This window comes from Selenomonas sp. oral taxon 149 str. 67H29BP (assembly GCF_000146365.1).
GTDB lineage: Bacteria > Bacillota > Negativicutes > Selenomonadales > Selenomonadaceae > Centipeda > Centipeda felix.
Genome location: NZ_GL397087.1, coordinates 357290 through 379811, shown reverse-complemented (window position 1 = coordinate 379811; position 22522 = coordinate 357290). Strand labels below are relative to the sequence as shown.

Sequence of the window (22522 nt, the reverse complement as noted above, 5' to 3'; positions counted from 1 at the left end):
ACTTCCATGATGAAGAATATTTTGGTTCCTGTCGATGGTTCCGAGGGAGCAGATCGTGCGATTGAGCAGGCGGTGACGCTGGCGAAGATCTGCGGTGCAAAGCTGAATTTTCTCTATGTCGCAAACATCAACCAGCTCGCGATCAATGCCGTCCTGTCGGATGCGATTCTCGACTCTGTGACAAAGGCGGGGAATGTCGTCCTCGACCGCGCGATGGAGATGGTGCCCGAGGGAATCGAGAAGGAGTCGTTCTCGGATACGGGGTCGCCCGCTGTCGTCGTGCTCGATTTTGCAGAGACGAACGACATCGATCTCATCGTCATGGGCAGCCGCGGCCTTGGGGTCGTCAAGGGGGTTCTGCTGGGCAGCGTCAGCCAGTATGTGGTCGAGCAGTCCAAGTGTCCTGTTCTCGTGGTAAAGTAATGACCGTTGGTTGATTCTTTCAAGCTGCCGCTCAGTTGCGGCAGCTTTTTCGATGTAGAATGGGGAGGGAATGATGGAGGATCAGCGCTTTGCGCGGACAGAGATGCTGCTTGGCGACGCAGGACTTGCACGCCTTGCAGCGAGCTCGGTGGCTGTGTTCGGCGTCGGCGGGGTCGGCTCATTCACGGCAGAGGCGTTGGCGCGCGCCGGTGTAGGCAGTCTGACGCTCATCGACCACGATACGATCGACGTGACGAATATCAACCGCCAGATTCACGCACTCACCGAGACGGTGGGAAAAGCCAAGACCACGGTCATGGCAGAGCGCATCCGAGCGATCAATCCCCATTGTGAGGTACGCGAAATTCGTGCGTTTTATCTGCCTGAGGAGGCGGATTCCTTTTTTGAGACGCATTATGATTATGCCGTGGATGCAGTGGATACGGTGACGGCGAAGGTGGATCTTGCCGTGCAGTGTCAGGTGCGGAATATACCGCTGATTGCGAGTATGGGAGCGGCCAACAAACTTGACCCCACGCTCTTTGAGGTGATGGACATCTATCGCACTAAGGGTGATCCATTGGCACGTATTCTGCGGAAAAAGCTGAAGGAACGCGGCGTGCGGCGTCTCACGGTCGTCTGCTCGCGCGAGCGTCCGAAGCGTCCCGCCGCGGGCATCTGTGCGCCGGCACCGGGACGGCATCTGGCACCGGGCAGTGTGTCCTTTGTACCGCCTGTGGCGGGGATGATTATGGCGGGGGTTGTCGTACGTGCACTGACGGGTGCAGCGGTGGAGGTATCGTCATGAGGGTTACGGTTCTCGGATGTGGGCGTTGGGGCTCGTTTCACGCATGGTATGCCCAGCGTGTCGGTCATGCGGTGACGCTGTGGGGGCGCAGCGGGTCAGAACATCTCGCGGCACTGGAGAAGACACGGACGAATGAGTTTCTGACTCTCCCACCAGAGGTTCATCTGACGGATGATCTCGCAGCGGCGCTGCAGACGGCGGAGATCGTTATCATCTCCATCCATGCACAGGCACTGCGTGCCTTCCTGCACGATGTATGCGCACACAGCCTTATGGAGGAGCTCCGCACCAAGCGGATGATTCTCTGTATGAAAGGGCTTGAGATCGGCACGGGAAAGCGTCTGACCACCGTGGTCAAGGAAGAGCTCGGCGCAGACATACAGCCCGTCGTCTGGGTTGGCCCTGGGCATGTGCAGGACTTTGTGCGCGGCATTCCGAACTGCATGGTGCTCGCAGGGGAGGAGCGGGCAGTGCTGCACGATCTGGTGGACGTGCTTGGCAGTCCACTCATCCGCTTCTATTATGGGGATGATCTCCTCGGCACAGAGGTCGGCGCAGCGGCGAAGAATGTGGTAGGGCTCGCGGCGGGGATGCTCGACGGCTTTTCCTACGGCAGCCTGAAGGGGGCACTTATGGCGCGCGGTGCGCGTGAGCTCTCGCGTTTGGTGCATGCGATGGGTGGCGATGGGGACACCATCTACGGGCTGTCGCATCTTGGTGACTACGAGGCAACGCTCTTTTCTCCGCACAGCAACAACCGCCGCTATGGGGAGGCTGTTGTGCGCGGTACGGCAGGCGACTTTCATAAGATCGCCGAGGGTGTCTACACCGCTGAGGCATTGATGGCTCTTGCCGCGGAGTATCGTGTTGAGCTGCCCATCTGCACGACGGTATATGAGATCGTCGCGCATGGATGCGACCCGCGTGCACAGCTGATGCAGCTGTTTCTGCGGCGCAATAAGAGCGAGAAGGAGTAGGGCATGGAGGAGCGAAAGCACATCGATGTCGTCGCAGGAGCGATCCTGCGTGACGGGAAGGTGTTTGGCGCATGCCGCTCCTATGGCGCGTATGCGGGCACGTGGGAATTCGCGGGCGGAAAGGTTGAGCCGGGGGAGATGGATGCGGCGGCACTTGTGCGTGAGATGCAGGAGGAGCTCGGCGTTATGGTCACAGTGGAGGAACTCCTCGGCACGGTTGACCACGATTATCCGGAGTACCACATGAACATGCGCCTCTACCTCTGCCGACTCGCAGCGGGAGAGCCGCAGCTGCGTGTCCACTCCGAGGGGCGGTGGCTCGGGCGCGCCGATCTCTACAGTGTCCCGTGGTTTGCGGCAGACATGGATCTCATCCGGAAGATCGAGCCGCGCCTGCGCTGATATTTGACAAGAGACCGTGCGGAATGCTATAATACATCTCGTATTTCCCCCAAGCCGAAGTGGCGGAATTGGCAGACGCAGCAGACTCAAAATCTGCCGCTGTGTGAGCAGCGTGCCGGTTCGACCCCGGCCTTCGGCACCATTTGAAGATCAGCCATTATGGCTTCCGAAAACTCCCTAAGAGAACGTGAAACTCTTAGGGAGTTTTTATCCATACACCTATATTTCTCATACTGATTTATTGGTTGACACAGCGCGTGGAAGCGCGTATATTTAACAGAAAAATTTAAGGAAGCACTGATAAATTCAGTACCGCCATCTTAGGTAAGCACTGATAAATGGGTGAATTTTTCAGTGCTTTCTTCGAAAAGTGGAAAGGATGGGTTCCCTTGGCGCATTATTACACTGAACCGTCGCATACGTTCGGAGAGTATCTGCTCGTACCCGGCTACTCCTCGGCGGAATGCTTCCCCGCAAATGTTTCTCTGCGCACGCCGCTCGTCAAATTTCGTCGTGATGAAGAGCCGGCGCTCACGATGAATATCCCGCTGACCTCTGCGATCATGCAGGCGGTCTCCAACGACACGATGGCGATTGCCCTCGCCAAGCAGGGCGGTGTATCGTTCATCTACGGCTCGCAGTCCATCGAGGCAGAGGCGGCGATGGTCTCGCGTGTGAAGAACTATAAATCGGGCTTTGTCAGCAGTGACTCGAACATCAGTCCTGACACGACACTCGGTGGGGTGCTCGATCTTCTCGCTAAGACGGGACATTCGACTATGGCGGTCACGGAGGATGGCTCCGCGAACGGCAAGCTCATCGGCATCGTGACGAGCCGTGACTACCGTGTCTCCCGCATGTCGCTCGATACGAAAGCGCATACGTTCATGACGCCGTTCGAGAAGCTCGTCTGGGCCGATGCGGATGCGACCTCACTGACGCTCGCCAACGATCTCATCTGGGAGCACAAGCTCAACATGCTGCCGCTCATCGACAAGAATCAGCGCCTGCGCTATATGGTGTTCCGCAAAGACTACACGGACAACAAGGAAAATGAGTTGGAGCTGACCGACGACAACAAGAGCTACATTGTCGGTGCGGGCATCAATACGCGCGACTATACGGAGCGTGTTCCCGCGCTCATCGACGCGGGCGTCGATGTCCTCTGCATTGACTCCTCGGAGGGGTTCTCCGAGTGGCAGCGCATGACAATCCAGTACATCCGCGAGGAGTTCGGTGATTCGGTTAAGGTTGGCGCGGGCAACGTCGTGGACGGTGAGGGCTTCCGTTTCCTCGCAAATGCGGGGGCAGACTTTATCAAGGTCGGCATCGGTGGCGGCTCGATCTGCATTACGCGCGAGACGAAGGGCATCGGGCGCGGACAGGCCACGGCACTCATCGACGTGTGTGCCGAGCGTGACAAATACTACAAGGAGACGGGGGTCTACATCCCCATCTGCTCCGACGGCGGCATCGTCTACGACTATCACATGACGCTCGCGCTTGCCATGGGCGCGGACTTCCTCATGCTGGGGCGGTACTTCTCACGCTTCGATGAGAGCCCGACGGACCGCGTCATGGTGAACGGCACCTACTATAAGGAATATTGGGGCGAGGGTTCGAACCGCGCGCGCAACTGGCAGCGGTATGATCTCGGCGGGAGCAAGAAGCTCTCCTTTGAGGAGGGGGTTGATTCCTACGTCCCCTATGCAGGACCGCTGAAGGAGAACGTGCAGACGACGCTCTCCAAGATCCGCTCTACGATGTGCAACTGTGGTGCGCTCAGCCTCCCGGAGTTCCGTGACAAGGCAAAGCTCACCCTCGTCTCCTCGACCAGCATCGTCGAGGGCGGCGCACACGATGTAATCCTGCGCGATAAACTCGGACGGGATTGACGAAGATCAGAAAAGACGCACGGCGAGTGCGCCTTTTCTTTTTTCACATTTTGTGGTAATATCAACCATAGGATTTTGGGGAATCACGGATGGAATGACATTTGGCTGATCCGGTGCGGATTCATTTCTGCAGTATGGCGGAGGAGATATGCAGCAAGGCGCGATCTTTGATATGGATGGACTGCTCTTTGATACGGAGAAGATGTATCAGCATGGATGGCTGGTCGTCGCCGATGAATTTGGTGTGCCGCGCAGCCCGGAACTGGGCAAGGCATGCTGCGGCACGAGTGGGGAGACGATGGCGGCGGTGGTGCATTCCTTCTATCCAATGGTAGATGCCTACGCCTATTCGCGCCGTGTGGCGGAGTATGTTCGTGATGAGGCAGCGAAGAACTTGCCGATCATGCCGGGGGCGCGTGAGCTGCTCCATTATTTTCGTGCGCATGGCGTCCGTATCGCAACGGCAAGCAGTTCGACGGTGACGCAGATCGAGAAAAATCTCGCGCAGAGCGGCCTGAGAGAGTACTTTGATGCCATTGTCGGCGGGGATATGGTCGAGCGTGGGAAACCCGCCCCTGATATTTTTCTGCGCGCGGCCGCGGCAATCCAGATCGCACCGGCGGACTGCTATGTCTTTGAGGATGGCTACAATGGGCTGCGCGGTGCATCGACAGCGGGCTGTGTGGCGGTGATGATTCCCGACACATTGCCGCCGACAGAGGAGATGCGGGGAATCTGCACGGGGATTTATCCATCGCTGCACGCGGCGCTGGATGCGATCAAGCAAGGGAAGCTGTGACTATTTCCATAGTGAGGTAAGGTAATGGACGAACAGAAAACCATGATGTTCTCCTTCGGGGAGGATAAGCCAAAGGCAGATGTCGTCATACGGGATGTGAGTGCGGCGATGCGGGAGAAAGGGTATAACCCGATCAACCAGCTGGTCGGCTATTTGCTGTCCGGTGATCCCGCGTATGTGACGAGTCACCGCGACGCGCGGAGCAAGATACGGAGTCTTGAGCGGGACGATCTGCTCGATGAGCTCGTGCGCTTCTATCTGGAACACGAGAAATGAAACGCTATATGTCACTCGATCTCGGTGATGCGACGATCGGGGTTGCAGTCAGTGACCTTCTCGGGCTGACGGCGCAGGGCGTTGAGACAGTGCGGCGCACGACACTCGAGGCAGACATTGCCCGCCTCGGACAGCTCATGCAGGAGTATGAGGTCGATGCGCTCGTGGCCGGTCTGCCAAAGCACATGAACGGCGATGAGGGCGAGCGCTGCAGCATTGTGCGTGCCTTTATGGCGAAGGTGGAGGAGCACTTTCCGAGGACGGAGGTACACTACTGGGATGAGCGCCTCTCGACCGTCGCCGCCTCGCGCGCGCTCATTGCCGGAGATGTCTCACGCAAAAAACGTCGCAAGGTGATCGATAAGATGGCGGCGGTCTATATTTTACAGGGATTTTTGGATCGACAGAATATGGAAAATCACGGATAAAAGATGCGCCGGGAGACGCACACAGTATTTATCCGGGCTTCCTTGATTGAAGGAGCAGAGAAGATGACTGAGCAGGAAGAACTTCACGACGAGGACGTTATTGTCGTTATCTCCGATGAGGAGGGAGTGGAACACTACTATCGCGAGGAGATGATCGTGCCGCTCGGAACGGAGCGATTTGCCGTGCTCGTGGCACTCCACATGGATGCGGATGGAGCCCTTGAAGACAGCGACGATGAGGACGAGGCGACGATTGCCAAGATCATCGTGGATGAGAGCGGCGAGGACATCTACACAGATCCGACGGACGAGGAGTTCGAGGCGGTCTGCCGCGCCTATGAGCGTCTTGCAGAGCAGGAGGAAGAATAAGGGACTCGCAGATCGCCGCCGCATCAGCGGACCATGATGTTCTGTGGAGCAGGAGACTGCGTGGGCCTACGACACTGAGACAAGAGAGGATGGATTTTGTTGCGGGAGTCATTGCAGGAGTTGTGGCAGAAGACACGCGACTTTCTGGAGCACGCCGAATGGCAGGAGGTCCTGCGGGCGGCTTACCGCGGAAAGGGAACCCCAAAGCAAAAGAGAATGATATTCGGCGGGGCGGCTGCGGTCGCCCTCCTCTTCCTTGTTTTTGTGTTTTTGATTGCGTCGCCGTCCGCCTCGCCCACCAATGAGGGGACGCCTGTATACTTTACCGTACGCCCCGGGATGAGTGTCAGCAGCATCGGCAAGGAACTGCACGAACGCGGTGTGATCGACAGCGAGATGAAGTTCTGGTGGACGGCGAAGCTGAACGGACTTGAAAACAAGGTCAAGACTGGTACGTTCGCCATGCAGACCGGGATGACGCCGCGTGATGCGCTGGAAAAACTCGTCTATGGCAATACCGTCACGATCCGTTTCGTGATTCCCGAGGGGTTCGGTGTGAAGGAGATCGCCGAGCGGCTGGAAAAGGAAGGGCTCGTGCGCGCGGATGACTTTATGGAGCGAGCCAAGACCTTTCGCCCCTACCCCTATATGGAACAGCATGAGAATGTACGCTATGCGGCGGAGGGATTCCTTTTCCCCGACACCTATGAGCTGAGCGATTCGTTCGATGCCGACTCGATCATGACGATGATGGCGGAGAATTTCGATCATCGCCTGACGAAGGAGATGCGAGACCGCGCCAAGGAGATGCACCTCTCAATCTATGAACTCGTGACGCTCGCGTCCCTCGTGGAGAAGGAGGCGTATCATGATGAGGATCGCCCGATCATCGCGCAGATCTTTTTGAAGCGTCTGCGCCTTGGTATGCCGCTGCAGGCTGACCCGACGGTGCAGTATCTGCTCGATGAGCCGAAGGAGGATCTTCTCTACAGCGACACGGAGGTCGCGTCGCCCTATAATACCTATCAGAATGTCGGCCTGCCGCCAGGACCGATTGCAAGCCCCGGTACAGCGTCGCTGATGGCCGTGCTGCATCCCGCACATACGAACTATCTGTATTTCGTGGCGGATCGGAATGGAAAGAATTACTATGCAACGAATTATGCGGATCACCTCGCCCTTGTCGATCAGGTGCGCTGATGCAGTGAAGGTGCTCCGATGACGCGCAGACCTGAGCTCCTTGCCCCTGCGGGGACGATGGAGAAACTGGAGGCGGCGCTCCGCTATGGTGCGGATGCGGCGTATCTCGGCGGACGGCAGTTCGGCCTGCGTGCCTTTGGCGGAAACTTTACAGAGGACGAGATTGCGGCGGCCGTTCGCCTTGCTCATGGGATGGGAAAGAAGATCTATGTGACGGTCAATGTGTTCCCGCACAATGAGGATCTGGTGTCACTGCCGGACTATCTGCGCTTTCTTAAGGAGGCAGGGGCAGATGCCGTCCTCGTTGCCGACCTCGGTGTCTTTATGTGTGCACGCGAGGCGGCCCCCGGACTTCCCATCCATGTCAGCACACAGGCGAACAATGTCAACTGGCGCACGGTGCGCGCGTGGCAGGAGCTTGGCGCGGCGCGCGTCGTGCTCGCACGCGAGCTCTCGGCGGCGGAGATACGGGAGATTCGGCGGGCAACGGACGTGGAGCTGGAGCTGTTCGTGCACGGTGCGGTGTGCATCTCCTATTCCGGACGATGTCTGCTCAGCAGTTACTTCACGGGGCGCGATGCGAACCGCGGAAGCTGTGCCCAGTCCTGCCGATGGAAGTATGCACTGGTCGAGGAATCCCGTCCCGGAGAGTACTATCCCATCGCCGAGGATGAGCGCGGCACCTATATCATGAACTCGAAAGACCTGTGCCTGCTCACGTATCTGGACGAGGTCGTCGCATGCGGTGTGGACAGCCTGAAGATCGAGGGACGCATGAAGAGCGTTCACTATGTGGCGAGCGTTGTGAAGGCGTATCGCATGGCGCTGGATGCCTGCCTGTCAGAGCAGCCCTACCATGTCGAAGCATCGTGGCTGGAGGAATTGAACAAGGTATCCCACCGTGCGTACACGACAGGCTTTTTCTTCGGAAAGACGACGGCAGAGGATCAGATCTATGGGTCTTCGTCCTATGAGCAGAACTCGGAGTTCGTCGGGCTGGTGCGTGCCTATGATGCCACGACAGGGCTGGCAGAGGTGGAGCAGCGCAATCACATGCGCGTCGGTCAGGAGATTGAGATCTTTCAGCCGAAGGGGCCGTCCTTTCGCCAAATTCTCGATGCCATGTGGGATGAGGAGGGGACGCCAATCGACGCCGCACCGCACCCGCAGCAGATCGTGCGCATTCGGCTGGTGCGTCCGGCAGAGCCATACAGCATCCTGCGCCGCGATGTGCCAATGAAAAAGGGGGATGGATCATGAGCACGGTGATTCGCCGCTTTGCATGTGCCGAAGGGCGTGTGCAGGGCGTGGGCTTTCGCATGTTTGTCCGCCAGCAGGCGGTGATGCGTGACATCACGGGGTGGGTCAAGAATATGTCGGACGGCACGGTGACAATGGAACTGCAGGGCGCAGCGGATGCCGTCGAGGCGGCATTTGACGCCATGCGTGCAGGAAATATGTTTATCCACGTGAATCATCTCACGGTCGAGGAACGCGCTCTGCTTGAGGGGGAGCGCAGCTTTGACGTGCGCTATTAGAGGAGTATGATGGGAAAAATATTGGTGCTGAATGGGCCGAACCTCAATATGCTCGGGACACGTGAGCCTGAGATTTACGGCGCGCTGACGCTCGCCGACATCAACGAACGTCTGCGCCGTCGTGCGGAGCGTGCAGGCCTTGCCATCACATTTCTGCAGTCGAATCACGAGGGCGTCTTGGTGGATGCCATTCAGGCAGCGCGCGGGAACACGGACTACATTATCCTGAATGCCGCTGCCTTCACGCATTACAGTATTGCCATCCGCGACGCCATTTCTGCCGCTGAGGTTCCCGTCATCGAGGTACACCTCTCGAATATCCATCAGCGCGAGGAGTTTCGGCATCACTCGGTGATTGCGCCGGTCGTTTGGGGGCAGGTTGCAGGGCTGGGGGCGGAGAGCTATATGGCGGCACTTGAGGCAATCATCTGCCGCATGGAGGGATACAATGGAGATTGAGAGACGAGTCGCGCGACTGCGTGCGCTCATGGCAGAGAAGGTTCTGGACGGGGTGCTTGTCACGAAAGAGGAGAGTGTCCATTATTTTAGCGGTTTTCGCGGTGACTCCACGGCACTCCTTATAACCCCCGAGCGGCTTCTTCTCATGACAGACAATCGCTATATGGAGCAGGCGCAGCTGCAGGCACCAAGCTATGATGTCGTCGAACAGCATGAGGGGCTGAGCAAAAAGATTGCAGAGGCCGCGCAGGATATTGGGATTCTTGCGCTTGGCTTTGAGGGCGGTGCACTGACCTGTGATCGGTATGAACAGCTGAAATCTATGCTGGGAGAGATCTCCTTTGACACGTCGCTCTCCCTTGATGCACTGCGCATGGTCAAGGATGCGGATGAGATCGCCGCCATTCGCCGTGCCTGTGCGATTGCCGATGCGGCATTCGCGCACATCATCACCGTTATTCGCCCCGGCATGACGGAGTGTGAGGTGGCCGCTGAGATGGAGTACTTCATGCGGCGTGAGGGCTCGGAGCGCCCTGCCTTTACGACGATTGTCGCCTCGGGGGTGCGGGGCAGTCTGCCGCACGGCGTGGCAAGTACGAAGGAGATCGCGCGCGGCGAGCTCGTGACGATGGACTTCGGCGCGGTCTATGAGGGCTACTGCTCAGACATCACGCGGACCATCTGCGTCGGACGGGCAGACGCGCATCAGCGCGAGCGCTATGATGCCGTGCTTGCGGCGCAGGAACGTGCACTCGCGGTACTGCATCCCGGGGTCACAGGGATCGAGGCAGACCGCGTGGCACGCGATGCTCTCGCTGAGAAGAATCTTGCACAGTATTTTGGACATGGGCTCGGGCATAGCCTTGGGCTTGAGATCCACGAGGAGCCGCGCCTTTCGAAGTCCTGTCCTGTCGCACTGCAGGAGAATATGCTGATTACCGATGAGCCGGGAATCTATATTCCGGGCTGGGGCGGAATCCGCATCGAGGACACGGTGCTCATCACACATGACGGAGCGGAGCCGCTGACGCACGCGCCAAAAGAATTTATTGAAATATGTATATAAACCCGCTATAATGTGTAAAGGTATAACAGATATGGAGGAACGAACAATATGATTAACAGCACCGATTTCCGCACAGGCCTGACCATTGAGTACGATGGGGGTGTCTGGCAGATTGTTGATTTTCAGCACGTGAAACCGGGAAAGGGTGCCGCGTTCGTCCGTACGAAGATCAAGAACGTCGAGACCGGTGCTGTGGTGGAGCGCACGTTCAATCCGAACGAGAAGATGCCTGCGGCGCATCTCGAGACGCATACCATGCAGTACCTCTATGAGGCGGACGGCGTCTATACGTTCATGAACACGGAGACCTATGAGCAGACGGAGCTGACGCGCGAACAGCTGGGCGATGCGCTGAACTACCTCATGGAGAACATGGAGGTGGCGGTGCAGCAGTTCAAGGGGCGCATCATTGGCATCCAGCTGCCGAACTCCGTCAATCTGAAGGTTGTCGAGTGCGAGCCGAGTGTCAAGGGAAATACGGCGACGGGCGCGACGAAGATGGCAAAGGTTGAGACCGGTTATGAGGTGCGTGTGCCCCTCTTCATCAACGAGGGAGATGTTCTGCGCATTGATACGCGCACGGGCAACTACATCGAGCGCGCCTGAGTATAATCATATTAAATTTGGAGGGTATGAACATGGACAATGAGAAGGATGTTGTAAAGAAGGAAACAGGCCTTGGGACGATTCGCGTTGCCGATGAGGTCGTCAGCATTATCGCGGGGCTTGCCACGACGGAAGTCGATGGAATTGCGGGCATGAGCGGCGGTATCGCCGGCGGCATCGCTGAGATCCTGGGGCGTAAGAATTTCTCTAAGGGGGTCAAGGTCGAAGTCGGTGAGAAAGAGGCTGCGGTTGATCTCTACATCATCGTCAAGTATGGCATCCGCATTCCTGAAGTTGCCCTTGCGGCGCAGGAGAATGTCAAGCGCGCCATCGAGACGATGACGGGGCTGTCTGTGGTCGAGGTGAACGTGCATGTGCAGGGCGTCGGATTCCCTGAGGAGGAGCCGAAGGTCGAGGAGTCGCGTGTACACTAAGTGCAGTCGGGGGCTATGAACCATGGGGATTCTTAACCGTCTGCTTCTCCTGCCGTATGCGATTCTCGGCATGGCACTCGCCGTTGCCGTCGCAGCGGCAGTACTGCGTATCCTGCCGGAGAGTATCTGGCTGAATGAACTGCGCTATGCACTGTCCCGTCAGGAACTCCTTATAGGCTGTGCGGTGTATTTTCTGTTTAGCCTAAAGTTCTTCTTTGCGGTGTTTTCGCGTTTCTCATCTTCTACACGTACGGACGGGGAGTTTATGGTGATCGAGACACCGGCCGGTTCCGTTCAGGTGGCACTCCCTGCCGTGCAGGGCATCGTCGAGCGTACCACGCTGGCTATGCAGGAAGTGCGTGAGGCAGCGGCAGTCATTGTGGTGCATGAGCAGCGGAAGGACAGCGCAGATCCGCCCATGCATATTGAGCTGAAGATCAGCATTGCGGATCACGCAGCATTGGGACAGGTGACGGAGCAGCTGACGCAGAGTGTGCAGCAGCATATTCATGAAGTCCTCGGTGTAGCCGAGGTGCCGGTCAAGATCAGTGTGACGGAGATCGGCGCGTCCGGTGCGGCAAAACGCTCTGTGGCGTAGTGGGAGGTGCGCATGAAAGAATATCTGCTGCAGCTCCTGCAGGAACAGTGGATGTACCATCGCGGACGGACAGGCGGACTGGTGCTCGGAACCCTGTTCGGCGTCTGTGTCCTGCTGTTTGGTTTTTGGAATATTGTCTTTGTGATTCTCTGTGCCGGTATCGGCATGTATATTGGATTGCAGTCAGAGCATCGACATTGGTCAGAGATCATTGATCTGTCGGAACTGCGGAATCTCTTTCGGAGGATGTCATGAGCCGCAGACACGCGCGTGAGGCGGCGCTTTTGACACTTTTTCAGCGGGAGTTCGATCAGGATCGTCCGCCGACTGTCGCGGCAGGGGATCTTGCCAGCGACGCTGTGGACGGGTTGACGGAGAAGGATCTTGCCTATGCAAACGGGCTCGTGCAGGGTACGTGCTCCGTTCAGCCGGAGATCGATGCGGCGATTGAGCGCATGGCGAAGGAGTGGAAGCTCCATCGCATGGCGCCCGTGGATCGCAATCTCATCCGCATGGCGTACTATGAGATGTGCTATCAGGAGGAACGCATTGACCCTCCGATTGCCATTAACGAAGCAGTGGAGCTGGCAAAAAAATATGGGTCGGACGATGCGGGCCGCTATGTAAACGGTATCCTTGCTGCGTTGCAGAAATCAATGGGATAACTGATGAAAAAGAATCCGTTGCACAGTCGGTGCAATGGTTCTTTTTTTATCGTCATGGGGGAGAGGTGGTTATGACCGTTCACAGTGTCAGTGATGTAACGCGCTATATCAAGGGGATGTTTGAGCATGAGCCGATTCTGTCGGATCTTTTGATACGCGGCGAGGTGTCCAACTATAAACGCTATCCGTTGGGACATGCCTACTTTACCCTAAAAGATGCAGGCTCAAGTATGAAGTGCGTCATGTTCAACGGCTATGCGCGAAATCTGCGCTTTGCACCCGAGAACGGGATGCAGGTGATCGCGGGCGGCAATATCTCCGTCTATGAGCGTGACGGAGCATATCAGCTCTATGTCAGCTTCTTGACACCCGAGGGCGCGGGGGCGCTCGCCCTCGCCTTTGAGCAGATGCGCGATCGCCTCGCCGCCGAGGGGCTTTTTGATGAAGGACATAAACAGCCGCTGCCGCGCTTTCCGCGACGCATTGGGATTGTCACGTCGTCGGCAGGAGCGGTGCTGCGCGATATCCACAATGTCTCCAAGCGACGCTGGCCGGGTGTGCAGCTCATCCTTCATCCCGTTCTGGTGCAGGGCGCAGGAGCGGCGGAGCAGATTGCGGATGCCGTGGCGTTTTTCAATGAGAAATATCCGGTGGATGTCCTGATCGTTGGCCGCGGCGGCGGGAGTGCAGAGGATCTCTGGGCGTTTAATGAGGAGGTCGTCGTCCGCGCCGTCTATCGGTCGCGTATTCCCGTGATTTCGGCCGTGGGGCATGAGACGGATACGACGCTTGTGGATTTCGTCAGCGACCGGCGTGCGGCGACACCCTCGCAGGCAGCGGAGTTTGCCGTTCCTGATGCGGCGGAAATGGAGCGATTCCTCATGGGGCTGCGTGCACGTCTTGACGCGGGGCGGAAGCGACAGATCGATCACGCCGTCGCGCGCCTGAGCACGCTCGTTCAGCGGCCTTGGTGCACCAATCCGCGCATGTTGATCGCCCCGCTGATGCAGCGCAGTGACCGTGCCACGGCAGAGCTCCATCGTGCGGCAAAGGAGCAGAGCGTCGCAGCACGGCATCGTCTTGAGCTCGTGCTGAAGCGACTGGAGCTGCTCAACCCCGTACGGGTTCTCTATCGTGGGTTCAGCATTGTGGAGAAGGACGGGCGTGCCGTGAGCCGCGTGAAGGACGTCACGGCGGGTGACCGCGTGAACATTACATTTGCGGACGGCAAGATATCTGCCGTCGTAGAACAGGCAAAGGAGCAGCAGAATGGCGCGTAAAAAAGAGATGGCGTTTGAGGAAGCACTGGGGGCGTTGGAGCAGATTGTTGCTGAGATCGAGGCGGGTGATTTGGCCCTTGCTGATCTCATGGCAAAGTACTCCGAAGGAATTAAGCTCTCGGAGTTCTGCGCCACGTCGCTGCGGCGCGCGGAGGAGACGATGGATCTCCTCGTGCGGGAGACGGCGGACGGCGTTGCACAAGAACCGCTGAAGATCGGAGGCTGAGATGAAGGAACGTTGGCGGGCGCGGCAGGAGATGGTGGAGCGTGCGCTGCAGGCGGAGCTGGATCGGACGGATGTGCTCGATGATACGCTGCGGCAGGCGATGGCGTACAGTCTGATGGCAGGCGGGAAACGTCTGCGACCTGTGCTCCTCATGGCGGCAGCGGATGCGGTAGGAGGGGATGGCGCCAAGTTCCTGTCTGTGGCGTGTGCACTTGAGATGATTCACACGTATTCCCTCATTCACGACGATCTCCCGGCGATGGACAACGACGACTATCGGCGCGGCAAATTGACCAATCACAAGGTCTTTGGCGACGGCATTGCCATCCTTGCAGGTGACGGACTTCTAACGCTCGCGTTTACGGTCATCCTGCGCCAGCAGGATGTATCCGCCGATACACTTCTGCGCGTGGTGGATGAGATCAGTCGTGCTGCCGGTGCTGAGGGCATGGTGGGCGGTCAGGTGCTCGACCTGCGTGCAGAGGAACATCGCATCTCGATGGAGGAGATGCGCCGTGTCCACATGGGCAAAACGGGGGCACTCTTTCGTGCAGCGCTGCGCAGCGGCGCAATCCTTGGCGGTGCGTCCGAGGCACAGCTTGCATCACTTACAACGTATGCGGAGCAGTTCGGGCTTGCCTTTCAGATCACGGACGACATTCTCGATGTCGTCGGGACAGCAGAGGACATCGGTAAGCCCGTTGGAAGCGATGAGAAAAACCACAAGTCGACCTATGTCTCCCTGACCTCGCTCGATGAGGCGCAGGAACTTGCAGCACAGACGGTGAAGGATGCGTGTGCGGCGCTCCGTGATTTCGGCGCGGAGGCAGATTTTCTGCGTGAACTGGTGTCCTATCTCGTGTATCGGAAGCAGTAGGGGGCGCCGTTGAAGAAAGAGCGTTTGGATGTGCTGCTCACCGTACAAGGGCTTGCACCGAGCCGTGAGCGCGCGAAGCGCCTCATTATGGCAGGACAGGTGCTTGTCAACGAGCAGCGTGTGGATAAAGCAGGCGCAACCGTTCCCGCTGATGCAGTACTGCGCGTCGTGGGAGAAGATCTTCCGTATGTCAGCCGCGGCGGACTGAAGCTCGCAAAGGGGATCACTGCGTTCGGCATTTGCCTTGCGGGGCGGACAGCGGCAGACATTGGTGCGTCCACGGGCGGATTTACGGACTGTATGCTGCAGAATGGCGCGGTCAAGGTCTATGCGATTGATGTGGGATATGGACAGCTCGACTGGAAACTGCGCACGGATGCACGCGTCATTAACATGGAGCGTACGAACATCCGCAAGGTAACGCCGGATATGCTGGATCATGCGCCGGACTTTGCCTCGATCGATGTGGCATTCATCTCGCTGGATAAGGTGCTCCCCGTTGTGCGGACGCTCCTCTCACCGGAGGGAGAGGTGCTCGCCCTCATCAAGCCGCAATTCGAGGCGGGAAAGGATCGCGTCGGAAAGAACGGTGTTGTGCGTGACCCTGCAGTGCACGAGGAAGTGATTGCACGCGTCCTTGCCACCGCAGAGGGGCTGGGCTTTGTTCCGCGCGGACTGACCTTTTCTCCGGTCAAGGGACCAAAGGGGAATATCGAGTATCTCCTCTATCTGGGGATGCAGGGCGGACGTACGGCTATCGCGGATGAGGAGATCGCCGCTGTGGTGGCAGAGGCACATCGTACACTGGATGGATGAGATGCGGAGCGGATTATGTTGACGGTTGCAGTTTTTCCCTATGTCGAGCGTCCGGAGATGCGGGATATTGTCCTGCGCATCCGCAGCTTTCTTACGGCACGGGGCGCGCGTATCATCCTGCCGCGTGCGCGCGCAGCGGAGTTCGGCATGGAGGAGTGCGGTGCAGACGACATCGAGCGTCTGCCCGCCGACTTTGCCCTGAGTCTCGGCGGAGACGGTACACTGCTCGGCATCTGCCGACGCTACGCGGAGAACCCCGTGCCGGTCTGTGGCATCAATTTGGGGACACTCGGCTTTATGGCGGATATTGAGCTCAATGAGCTGGAACGGCGTCTGAAACAGCTCTGTGCGGGAGATTACCGCGTGGAGCAACGGCCGCTGCTCGCGGGCTATGTGACGCATCCATGCGGAGAAGAGCATTTTCTCGGCTATGCGATCAACGACATTGTGGTGACCAAGGGCGATGTGGCGCGCGTTATCACGCTGGGGCTGACGGTGAACAGTACACCGCTGGTTGCATGCAAGGCGGACGGATTTATCGTTGCCTCGCCGACGGGCTCAACGGCCTACTCCCTTTCGGCGGGCGGGCCAATCATGAACCCGATGGTGCGCGGCATTCTGCTCACGCCCATCTGCGCACATACGCTAAACATCCGCCCGCTAGTCATACGCGAGGAGGACGTGGTGCACATCCATCTGCTCGATACGCGCCAGAGCATCATCGTCACCATCGATGGGCAGGAGACCACGCCGATCCGTCCTGACGATACCGTGACGGTACGCTGTTCCGACGTGCGGGCGGGCATCATCAAATTTGAGGACAAAGACTACTATCAGACGCTGCGGACAAAACTCTGGAGAAACTGCTAGGAGAGAGCGGAATGAAACGTCGTCGTCACGACCTCATCAAACAGATCATCCGTGAAGAAATCATCGAGACACAGGAGGCACTTGCGGCAGCGCTCTGTGCGCGCCATGTGCACGTCACGCAGGCGACGATCTCGCGGGACATCAAGGAACTCCTGCTCATCAAGGTACCGGCAGGCGGCGGACGCTATCGCTATGCTGTCGCGCCGCAAGAGGGACAGCGTTTTTCCGAGGCACGCATGCGTCGTGTCTTCAAAGACAATATGCAGAGCTGCGATTTCAGTGAGAACATCGTCGTCGTGCGCACTGCGCCAGGGGCAGCGGGAACGGTGGCATCCGCGCTCGACGCGTCGGCATGGTCGGAAGTCATCGGAACGATTGCAGGCGACGACCATATTTTCGTGCTCATCCGCCCGAAGGAGGCAGCGGCGGATATCGTTGCACGTATTCAAAAACTCATGCACTAAAAGGAGGGATGTGTGGTGCTGCACAGCCTACGGATTCAGAATTTTGCCCTTTTGGAAGAGGTGACCGTCGAGTTCGGCACGGGGCTGAACATCCTCACGGGTGAAACCGGTGCGGGCAAGTCCATTCTGATTGGTGCACTGGGGACAATCCTCGGTCAGCGTGTCCTTGCCGACGTCATACGCAGCGGCTGTGATTTTCTGCGTGTGGAGGCTGTTTTTTCCATCGAGGAAAACTCTGTCGTGTCCGCATTGCTCGCCGAACAGGAGATCGAATACGATGATGAGCTGATCATCGTACGCAAGGTATCACGTGCGGGGAAAAGCTCCATTCTTGTCAACGGTGCCCATGTGACGCTGACCTTTCTCAAAAAACTTGCGCCGCATCTCGTGGATATCCATGGACAGAACGAGAACTTGGCACTCCTGCGCGAGGAAGCGCAGCGCAGCCTCCTTGAAGGCGATGATGCCGATCTCGCGGAGCGCCTATGTGCCTATCAGGATGTCTATCGGGCCTGGAAGGCGCGGACGAAAGAGCGTGAGATGCGTACGGAGGAAAATGCGGAGATCGCCGAGCGTCTGGATATGCTCCGCTGGCAGGAGCAGGAAATCGCAGAGGCGGAACTCACAGAGGGAGAGGATGAGGAACTCGAGACCGAGATTCGACGTCTCTCCCATGCGGAACGCTTGGTGGAGCACGCTGCCGAGGCGAGCAATCTCCTCAGTGAGGATACGGAGGAGGGGGCTGCCGTCCTGACGGCACTATCGCGCATCACGCACGCACTGGAGGAGATTGCACGCTACGATGAGAGCCTTGCGGGGGCGCAGGCAATGATCGAGGAAGCGTATATCTCCCTGCAGGAGGCATCCTATGAGGTGCGGGACTACCTAGAGGGCATCGACGCGGATCCCGCCTCGCTGGACAAGATCCAGCTGCGCATGGATGTGATCGAGCGCCTTAAGAAAAAATACGGCGGAAGCATCTCTGCTGTCCTAGCGCGCCTCGAAGCACTGCGAACAGAGATCTCCTCCGCTGAACGCTATGATATGGACATAGAGGAACTGAATGCGGCGATTGCAAGGCTCCGGCAGCGCATGGAACAATGCGCCGCGGAGCTGACGAAACAACGGCAGAAGGTCGGTGCGGCGCTCTCCGCGAAGATCGAACGGGAGCTGCAGGGGCTTGGCATGAAGCGGGCACGTTTTCACATTGTTGTCACGCCGGAGGAGCAGTATACAACCCATGGTGCAGATCGTCTCACGATGCTGTTTTCCGCAAATGTCGGCGAGGCGGAAAAGCCTCTGGAGAAAATCGCCTCGGGCGGTGAACTCTCGCGCATTGCACTCGCCATCAAGTCCATCGTTGCGGCACGGGATACCGATGGGACAAGCATGGTGTTTGATGAAATCGACACGGGGATCGGCGGGCGCACTGCGCAGATGGTCGCAGAGCGGATTGCGTTCGTCGCGCAGTATAAGCAGGTGCTCTGCATCACGCATTTGCCGCAGATCGCCTGCATGGCGGATGTGCATCTCTATATCGCAAAATCCGTCGTCGACGGAGCGACAGTGACGCGCGTCGAGCCGCTCAGTGAGAAGGAGCGCGTCCGCGAGATCGCACGCATGGCATCGGGGGACGATGTCACATGGGCGGCACTTGCGAATGCCCGTACCATGCTCGCGGGCGCAGCGACGAAGAAGAATGAGTTGAAGCAGTCGGAAATAGGAACGATATCTTGATGAAGTACAATGATGTAAAACGTCTGATGATGGCTGGTTTGATTGCTTCGTGTGCAGCGTTTGCCACAGCGGCAGAGGCAATGCCGACGGCCGTCAGTGCAGAGCCGATGGTCGGAATGCCGTCGCCGCTCGTGGAGTATCCGAGCGTCCGTGACGCATGGGCGGTGGCAGGACTGCCGGTCTACACACCGACACTCCTTCCTGTGGGCTATGCACAGAAGAATGTTATCGTAATCGACAAAAGCCTCGCCGAAATCTTTTATCGCAACAGCGACGGCAAGGAGATCCTCTTCCGCATGGCGGCGGGGAATGCAGATATCAGCGGTGACAGCACGGCGTACGAAGTGAACCAGGTCGTTCAGACCGGACGGCAGTACATCCGCGTCAAGGGGTCGGGGCGGCTGGTGCATCTTGCCCTTTGGTCGCGCGGCGGGTATACCTTCTCCCTCTCCTTTGAGGAGCCGGTTTCCGTTGAGGCCGTGGAGGCAATCGTCACCACGATCGCGTGGAACTAAACCCCGCGCCAAAGTTTTTGCGCGAATTGAAAAAATTTATTTGCACGCCCGCGATAGCCGTGTTATACTGTTCAACAGATTGTGTGAGTGGGGTAAGAGTCGCCGTGTATTTCGGTATGTGTTGGAGAGGTCTATGGAGGTTATTTTAGCGGAACATCTCGGCTTTTGTTATGGCGTCAAACGCGCCATTGAGATTGCCAGAGAGAACGCTTCCCCCGATGGGACATCCAGTACACTCGGTCCGATCATCCATAATCCGCAGATGGTGGAACGCCTGAAAGAGGAGGGCGTCGGCACGGTCAGCACACTGGACGAGATGCAGGATGGGACGACGGTCATCATCCGTTCGCATGGCGTGGGTCCGTCGGTGTATGCACAGGCGGAGCAGCGCGGTCTGAATCTTGTGGATGCAACCTGTCCGCACGTCAAGAAGGCGCAGCTTTCGGCAAAGCAGCTCTCGGAGGAGGGCTATACCGTTGTCATCATCGGTGAAAAAAATCACCCGGAGGTCAAGAGTATCTTCGAGTGGACAGCACAGCGGGCACACATTATTGAGAGCGAGGAGGAGGCAGCGGCGCTGCCAACCTTTGGGAAGCTCGGCGTCGTCTGTCAGACAACGTTTTCGAGTGATCGCTTTCGGCGCATCGCGTCTGTCCTTCTGGAAAAGTCGCGCGACATCAAGATCCTGCGGACGATCTGCACGGCGACGGATATGCGTCAGTCGGCGGCGATGGATCTGGCAGAGCACGTGGATGCAATGATTGTCGTCGGGGGGAAGAACAGCGCAAATACGATGCGACTCGCGCAGCTGTGCAGCGAAAAATGTCGAACCTATCACATTGAGACAGCAGATGAACTGCAGTCTGATTGGTTGAATCATATTAATAAAATTGGTATTACAGCCGGTGCTTCTACACCGGACTGGATTATCAAGGAGGTTTTTAAACAGTGTCAGAGCAGAGCATGAAGGAACTTTTGGAACAGGAAGATATGCCCGATATCCAAGAGCGCACCGTGGTCAAAGGGGTTGTTGTCCAGGTATCCCGTGATGAGGCGTATGTGGATATTGGCTACAAGCAGGAAATTCCTGTCTCCAAGAGGGATCTTGCCGTTCCTGCGCCGGACGATGCACGCGATGTCGTGAAGGTCGGCGATGAGATTGATGTCTACATCAAGTCTCTCGGCGGCGATAACGGCGGCAGCCTCTCGAAGGTCGAAGCTGACAAGATGGCCGCATGGAAGGACATCGAGGTCATCAAGGAGAAGGGCGAGACCGTCGAGGCGAAGGTCGCCAAAGAGGTCAAGGGTGGACTTGTCGCCTACGTCATGGGACTGCGCGGCTTCATTCCTGCCTCCCAGATGGAGCTTCACTTCGTGAAGGATCTTTCGGTCTACGTTGACCAGACGGTTGAGGCGGAGATCATCGAGATCGACGTGCAGAAGCGCCGTCTCGTCCTTTCGCGCCGTAAGCTGCTCGAGCGTGACCGCGCGGAGAAGGAAGAGGCTGTGTTCTCTGCCATCGAGCCGGAGCAGATCGTACGCGGTACGGTCAAGCGTCTCGTGGACTACGGAGCCTTCATCGACATCGGCGGTGTGGATGGTCTGGCACATATCTCTGATCTCGCGTGGCATCGCGTCAAGCATCCGTCAGAGGTGCTCGAGGTTGGGCAGGAGCTCGACGTCTACGTAAAGAGCGTGGATCGCGATGCGAAGCGCATTTCCCTCTCGGTCAAGGATACCCTTCCGGATCCGTGGGTCGAAAAGGCAGAGAAGTACGCAGAGGGCGACTTCATCGAAGGCAAGATCATTAAGCTGACTGACTTCGGTGCATTTATGGAAATTGAGCCGGGCTTTGATGGACTGATCCCGATGGGTGAGCTCGCCGAAAAGCGCATTGAGCGTGCGGACGAGGCAGTCCACACGGGCGACGTCGTTGTGGTCAAGGTGCTCCGCATCGACACGAAGCGCAAGCGCATCTCCCTCTCCATCACGAAGGCAAAGCGTGATGCAGACAGTGCTGACATCAAGAAGTATGCGGCGGAGAGTGCATCCGAGGGCGACGAGACGGTGACGGACTGATCGTATAACTCGATAGAGACTTGAAGGAGTGATGTTATGTCACTCCTTTTTTGTATACCTACGTTTCTTATAACATGGCATCAGTGTTTTACGAGGAAGAGGAACCTCTATAGGGTTGTTTGACGAAGCTCCTGTTTTTCGTTGAACAACCCTTTTCTTATGCGTATGTGCCATATTGAAAAAAAGGCGGGTTATTGCTATAATGATACGGTAGATTGGTACGTTATAGGGTCGGAGGTGGCTGTTATGTTTCGTCCATTGCCATTTAATTTGAAGGAGAATGCCGAGAAGGGGCAGGAGATGCTGAGCAAGGCGTTGGATACGGTGATGGAACATTCCTTCAATCCGTTGGACAAGGTCGGCGGCGTGCTCTTTCCGTTTCGTGTCGATGTGATTGATACGGAGACGCAGTACGAGATCTTTGCCGAGCTGCCGGGCTTCTCCAAGGATGCAATCGAGGTGTCGTACAGTGAGGACGGCCGGCTGAAGATCAAGGCGGAGCGCAGTGCGGCCGATGTTCCGGAGACGCGCTATCTCTGCCACGAGCGCAGGACGGGGGCTTTTGAGCGCTCTTTCCTCATCGACGATGTAAACGATGCGGATGCATCCGTTTCCTATGAGGCGGGCATTCTTCATGTGATCCTGCCGAAGCTGGCGGAGAAGCAGTCGCGCCGCGTCTTTACGATACAATAATTTGGACGGGAGCAGATCGAGA

General features: G+C 57.6%; 30 protein-coding genes and 1 tRNA gene. All 31 read left to right on the top strand.

Annotated elements, in window-relative coordinates:
* Positions 1–6 precede the first annotated feature (6 nt).
* The 31 genes from HMPREF9166_RS01835 (at position 7) to HMPREF9166_RS01685 (ending at position 22500) form a co-directional block, all read left to right on the top strand.
* Positions 7–423 carry a universal stress protein gene (locus HMPREF9166_RS01835; RefSeq protein WP_009442340.1) on the top strand — a complete coding sequence of 139 codons (417 nt, stop codon included), beginning with the start codon at positions 7–9 and terminating at the stop codon, positions 421–423.
* A 73-nt stretch (positions 424–496) separates the two neighbouring features.
* A complete protein-coding gene (locus HMPREF9166_RS01830) occupies positions 497–1231 on the top strand; it encodes a ThiF family adenylyltransferase (RefSeq protein ID WP_009442339.1) in 735 nt (244 codons plus the stop codon).
* Positions 1228–2208, top strand: coding sequence for an NAD(P)H-dependent glycerol-3-phosphate dehydrogenase (locus HMPREF9166_RS01825; protein WP_009442338.1), 981 nt, complete (start codon positions 1228–1230; stop codon positions 2206–2208). The genes HMPREF9166_RS01830 and HMPREF9166_RS01825 overlap by 4 nt, the downstream gene beginning before the upstream one ends.
* A gap of 3 nt (positions 2209–2211) precedes the next feature.
* On the top strand, positions 2212–2610 hold the full coding sequence (locus HMPREF9166_RS01820) for a (deoxy)nucleoside triphosphate pyrophosphohydrolase (protein WP_009442337.1): 399 nt from the start codon (positions 2212–2214) through the stop codon (positions 2608–2610).
* Positions 2611–2663: 53 nt separating this feature from the next.
* Positions 2664–2752: transfer RNA gene (locus tag HMPREF9166_RS01815), tRNA-Leu, on the top strand.
* A 247-nt stretch (positions 2753–2999) separates the two neighbouring features.
* Positions 3000–4505 carry an IMP dehydrogenase gene (locus HMPREF9166_RS01810; protein ID WP_039980843.1) on the top strand — a complete coding sequence of 502 codons (1506 nt, stop codon included), beginning with the start codon at positions 3000–3002 and terminating at the stop codon, positions 4503–4505.
* A gap of 148 nt (positions 4506–4653) precedes the next feature.
* Entirely contained in the window at positions 4654–5304 is a 651-nt protein-coding gene (locus HMPREF9166_RS01805) for an HAD family phosphatase (RefSeq protein WP_009442335.1), read from the top strand.
* A 24-nt stretch (positions 5305–5328) separates the two neighbouring features.
* On the top strand, positions 5329–5580 hold the full coding sequence (locus tag HMPREF9166_RS01800) for an IreB family regulatory phosphoprotein (protein WP_009442334.1): 252 nt from the start codon (positions 5329–5331) through the stop codon (positions 5578–5580).
* Complete coding sequence (gene ruvX / locus HMPREF9166_RS01795) at positions 5577–6008, top strand: Holliday junction resolvase RuvX (protein ID WP_009442333.1); 432 nt, start codon at positions 5577–5579, stop codon at positions 6006–6008. The genes HMPREF9166_RS01800 and ruvX overlap by 4 nt, the downstream gene beginning before the upstream one ends.
* Before the next feature lie 63 nt (positions 6009–6071).
* Positions 6072–6377, top strand: a complete 306-nt coding sequence (locus HMPREF9166_RS01790; RefSeq protein ID WP_039980842.1) for a DUF1292 domain-containing protein — start codon at positions 6072–6074, stop codon at positions 6375–6377.
* Positions 6378–6473: 96 nt separating this feature from the next.
* Positions 6474–7577: an endolytic transglycosylase MltG gene (mltG, locus tag HMPREF9166_RS01785; protein ID WP_009442331.1), complete on the top strand. Its 1104-nt coding sequence runs from the start codon at positions 6474–6476 to the stop codon at positions 7575–7577.
* Positions 7578–7595: 18 nt separating this feature from the next.
* Positions 7596–8837 (top strand): U32 family peptidase, encoded by a 1242-nt coding sequence (locus HMPREF9166_RS01780; protein ID WP_009442330.1) that lies wholly within the window; start codon positions 7596–7598, stop codon positions 8835–8837.
* The gene (locus HMPREF9166_RS01775) at positions 8834–9115 is read left to right on the top strand and encodes an acylphosphatase (protein WP_009442329.1); all 282 of its coding nucleotides are present in this window, start codon (positions 8834–8836) and stop codon (positions 9113–9115) included. The genes HMPREF9166_RS01780 and HMPREF9166_RS01775 overlap by 4 nt, the downstream gene beginning before the upstream one ends.
* A gap of 9 nt (positions 9116–9124) precedes the next feature.
* A complete protein-coding gene (gene aroQ / locus HMPREF9166_RS01770) occupies positions 9125–9574 on the top strand; it encodes a type II 3-dehydroquinate dehydratase (protein WP_039981520.1) in 450 nt (149 codons plus the stop codon).
* A complete protein-coding gene (locus tag HMPREF9166_RS01765) occupies positions 9564–10640 on the top strand; it encodes a Xaa-Pro peptidase family protein (RefSeq protein ID WP_009442327.1) in 1077 nt (358 codons plus the stop codon). Before aroQ ends, HMPREF9166_RS01765 begins: the two co-directional genes overlap by 11 nt.
* A 48-nt stretch (positions 10641–10688) precedes the next feature.
* Positions 10689–11246, top strand: a complete 558-nt coding sequence (efp, locus tag HMPREF9166_RS01760; RefSeq protein ID WP_009442326.1) for an elongation factor P — start codon at positions 10689–10691, stop codon at positions 11244–11246.
* 32 nt (positions 11247–11278) lie between these two features.
* Positions 11279–11680, top strand: coding sequence for an Asp23/Gls24 family envelope stress response protein (locus HMPREF9166_RS01755; RefSeq protein ID WP_170950760.1), 402 nt, complete (start codon positions 11279–11281; stop codon positions 11678–11680).
* Between the two features lie 22 nt (positions 11681–11702).
* A complete protein-coding gene (gene amaP / locus HMPREF9166_RS01750; protein WP_009442325.1) occupies positions 11703–12278 on the top strand; it encodes an alkaline shock response membrane anchor protein AmaP in 576 nt (191 codons plus the stop codon).
* Between the two features lie 12 nt (positions 12279–12290).
* On the top strand, positions 12291–12533 hold the full coding sequence (locus tag HMPREF9166_RS01745) for a DUF2273 domain-containing protein (protein ID WP_009442324.1): 243 nt from the start codon (positions 12291–12293) through the stop codon (positions 12531–12533).
* A complete protein-coding gene (gene nusB / locus HMPREF9166_RS01740) occupies positions 12530–12943 on the top strand; it encodes a transcription antitermination factor NusB (protein WP_009442323.1) in 414 nt (137 codons plus the stop codon). The genes HMPREF9166_RS01745 and nusB overlap by 4 nt, the downstream gene beginning before the upstream one ends.
* Before the next feature lie 71 nt (positions 12944–13014).
* Positions 13015–14223: an exodeoxyribonuclease VII large subunit gene (gene xseA / locus HMPREF9166_RS01735; protein ID WP_009442322.1), complete on the top strand. Its 1209-nt coding sequence runs from the start codon at positions 13015–13017 to the stop codon at positions 14221–14223.
* Positions 14213–14449, top strand: a complete 237-nt coding sequence (gene xseB / locus HMPREF9166_RS01730) for an exodeoxyribonuclease VII small subunit (RefSeq protein WP_006689503.1) — start codon at positions 14213–14215, stop codon at positions 14447–14449. The genes xseA and xseB overlap by 11 nt, the downstream gene beginning before the upstream one ends.
* A 1-nt stretch (position 14450) precedes the next feature.
* Positions 14451–15326: a polyprenyl synthetase family protein gene (locus HMPREF9166_RS01725; protein ID WP_009442321.1), complete on the top strand. Its 876-nt coding sequence runs from the start codon at positions 14451–14453 to the stop codon at positions 15324–15326.
* 9 nt (positions 15327–15335) lie between these two features.
* Positions 15336–16142 (top strand): TlyA family RNA methyltransferase, encoded by an 807-nt coding sequence (locus HMPREF9166_RS01720; protein WP_009442320.1) that lies wholly within the window; start codon positions 15336–15338, stop codon positions 16140–16142.
* A 15-nt stretch (positions 16143–16157) separates the two neighbouring features.
* Entirely contained in the window at positions 16158–17012 is an 855-nt protein-coding gene (locus tag HMPREF9166_RS01715; protein WP_009442319.1) for an NAD(+)/NADH kinase, read from the top strand.
* Positions 17013–17023: 11 nt separating this feature from the next.
* Positions 17024–17476, top strand: coding sequence for an arginine repressor (gene argR, locus HMPREF9166_RS01710; RefSeq protein ID WP_009442318.1), 453 nt, complete (start codon positions 17024–17026; stop codon positions 17474–17476).
* A 15-nt stretch (positions 17477–17491) separates the two neighbouring features.
* Entirely contained in the window at positions 17492–19213 is a 1722-nt protein-coding gene (gene recN, locus HMPREF9166_RS01705; RefSeq protein WP_039980839.1) for a DNA repair protein RecN, read from the top strand.
* On the top strand, positions 19213–19728 hold the full coding sequence (locus tag HMPREF9166_RS01700) for a DUF4367 domain-containing protein (protein WP_009442316.1): 516 nt from the start codon (positions 19213–19215) through the stop codon (positions 19726–19728). The genes recN and HMPREF9166_RS01700 overlap by 1 nt, the downstream gene beginning before the upstream one ends.
* 133 nt (positions 19729–19861) lie before the next feature.
* On the top strand, positions 19862–20695 hold the full coding sequence (gene ispH / locus HMPREF9166_RS01695; protein WP_009442315.1) for a 4-hydroxy-3-methylbut-2-enyl diphosphate reductase: 834 nt from the start codon (positions 19862–19864) through the stop codon (positions 20693–20695).
* Positions 20692–21807, top strand: a complete 1116-nt coding sequence (gene rpsA / locus HMPREF9166_RS01690; RefSeq protein ID WP_050749687.1) for a 30S ribosomal protein S1 — start codon at positions 20692–20694, stop codon at positions 21805–21807. Before ispH ends, rpsA begins: the two co-directional genes overlap by 4 nt.
* Positions 21808–22053: 246 nt before the next feature.
* Positions 22054–22500 (top strand): Hsp20/alpha crystallin family protein, encoded by a 447-nt coding sequence (locus tag HMPREF9166_RS01685; protein WP_039980837.1) that lies wholly within the window; start codon positions 22054–22056, stop codon positions 22498–22500.
* The last annotated feature ends 22 nt before the right edge of the window (positions 22501–22522 follow it).

Bases quoted from the DNA above. Each gene is read 5' to 3' on its own strand.
- HMPREF9166_RS01835 (WP_009442340.1), top strand. From the start codon at position 7: ATGATGAAGAATATTTTGGTTCCTGTCGATGGTTCCGAGGGAGCAGAT.
- HMPREF9166_RS01830 (WP_009442339.1), top strand. From the start codon at position 497: ATGGAGGATCAGCGCTTTGCGCGGACAGAGATGCTGCTTGGCGACGCA.
- HMPREF9166_RS01825 (WP_009442338.1), top strand. From the start codon at position 1,228: ATGAGGGTTACGGTTCTCGGATGTGGGCGTTGGGGCTCGTTTCACGCA.
- HMPREF9166_RS01820 (WP_009442337.1), top strand. From the start codon at position 2,212: ATGGAGGAGCGAAAGCACATCGATGTCGTCGCAGGAGCGATCCTGCGT.
- HMPREF9166_RS01805 (WP_009442335.1), top strand. From the start codon at position 4,654: ATGCAGCAAGGCGCGATCTTTGATATGGATGGACTGCTCTTTGATACG.
- HMPREF9166_RS01800 (WP_009442334.1), top strand. From the start codon at position 5,329: ATGGACGAACAGAAAACCATGATGTTCTCCTTCGGGGAGGATAAGCCA.
- ruvX (WP_009442333.1), top strand. From the start codon at position 5,577: ATGAAACGCTATATGTCACTCGATCTCGGTGATGCGACGATCGGGGTT.
- HMPREF9166_RS01790 (WP_039980842.1), top strand. From the start codon at position 6,072: ATGACTGAGCAGGAAGAACTTCACGACGAGGACGTTATTGTCGTTATC.
- HMPREF9166_RS01780 (WP_009442330.1), top strand. From the start codon at position 7,596: ATGACGCGCAGACCTGAGCTCCTTGCCCCTGCGGGGACGATGGAGAAA.
- HMPREF9166_RS01775 (WP_009442329.1), top strand. From the start codon at position 8,834: ATGAGCACGGTGATTCGCCGCTTTGCATGTGCCGAAGGGCGTGTGCAG.
- aroQ (WP_039981520.1), top strand. From the start codon at position 9,125: ATGGGAAAAATATTGGTGCTGAATGGGCCGAACCTCAATATGCTCGGG.
- HMPREF9166_RS01765 (WP_009442327.1), top strand. From the start codon at position 9,564: ATGGAGATTGAGAGACGAGTCGCGCGACTGCGTGCGCTCATGGCAGAG.
- efp (WP_009442326.1), top strand. From the start codon at position 10,689: ATGATTAACAGCACCGATTTCCGCACAGGCCTGACCATTGAGTACGAT.
- HMPREF9166_RS01755 (WP_170950760.1), top strand. From the start codon at position 11,279: ATGGACAATGAGAAGGATGTTGTAAAGAAGGAAACAGGCCTTGGGACG.
- amaP (WP_009442325.1), top strand. From the start codon at position 11,703: ATGGGGATTCTTAACCGTCTGCTTCTCCTGCCGTATGCGATTCTCGGC.
- HMPREF9166_RS01745 (WP_009442324.1), top strand. From the start codon at position 12,291: ATGAAAGAATATCTGCTGCAGCTCCTGCAGGAACAGTGGATGTACCAT.
- nusB (WP_009442323.1), top strand. From the start codon at position 12,530: ATGAGCCGCAGACACGCGCGTGAGGCGGCGCTTTTGACACTTTTTCAG.
- xseA (WP_009442322.1), top strand. From the start codon at position 13,015: ATGACCGTTCACAGTGTCAGTGATGTAACGCGCTATATCAAGGGGATG.
- xseB (WP_006689503.1), top strand. From the start codon at position 14,213: ATGGCGCGTAAAAAAGAGATGGCGTTTGAGGAAGCACTGGGGGCGTTG.
- HMPREF9166_RS01725 (WP_009442321.1), top strand. From the start codon at position 14,451: ATGAAGGAACGTTGGCGGGCGCGGCAGGAGATGGTGGAGCGTGCGCTG.
- HMPREF9166_RS01715 (WP_009442319.1), top strand. From the start codon at position 16,158: ATGTTGACGGTTGCAGTTTTTCCCTATGTCGAGCGTCCGGAGATGCGG.
- argR (WP_009442318.1), top strand. From the start codon at position 17,024: ATGAAACGTCGTCGTCACGACCTCATCAAACAGATCATCCGTGAAGAA.
- HMPREF9166_RS01700 (WP_009442316.1), top strand. From the start codon at position 19,213: ATGAAGTACAATGATGTAAAACGTCTGATGATGGCTGGTTTGATTGCT.
- ispH (WP_009442315.1), top strand. From the start codon at position 19,862: ATGGAGGTTATTTTAGCGGAACATCTCGGCTTTTGTTATGGCGTCAAA.
- rpsA (WP_050749687.1), top strand. From the start codon at position 20,692: ATGAAGGAACTTTTGGAACAGGAAGATATGCCCGATATCCAAGAGCGC.
- HMPREF9166_RS01685 (WP_039980837.1), top strand. From the start codon at position 22,054: ATGTTTCGTCCATTGCCATTTAATTTGAAGGAGAATGCCGAGAAGGGG.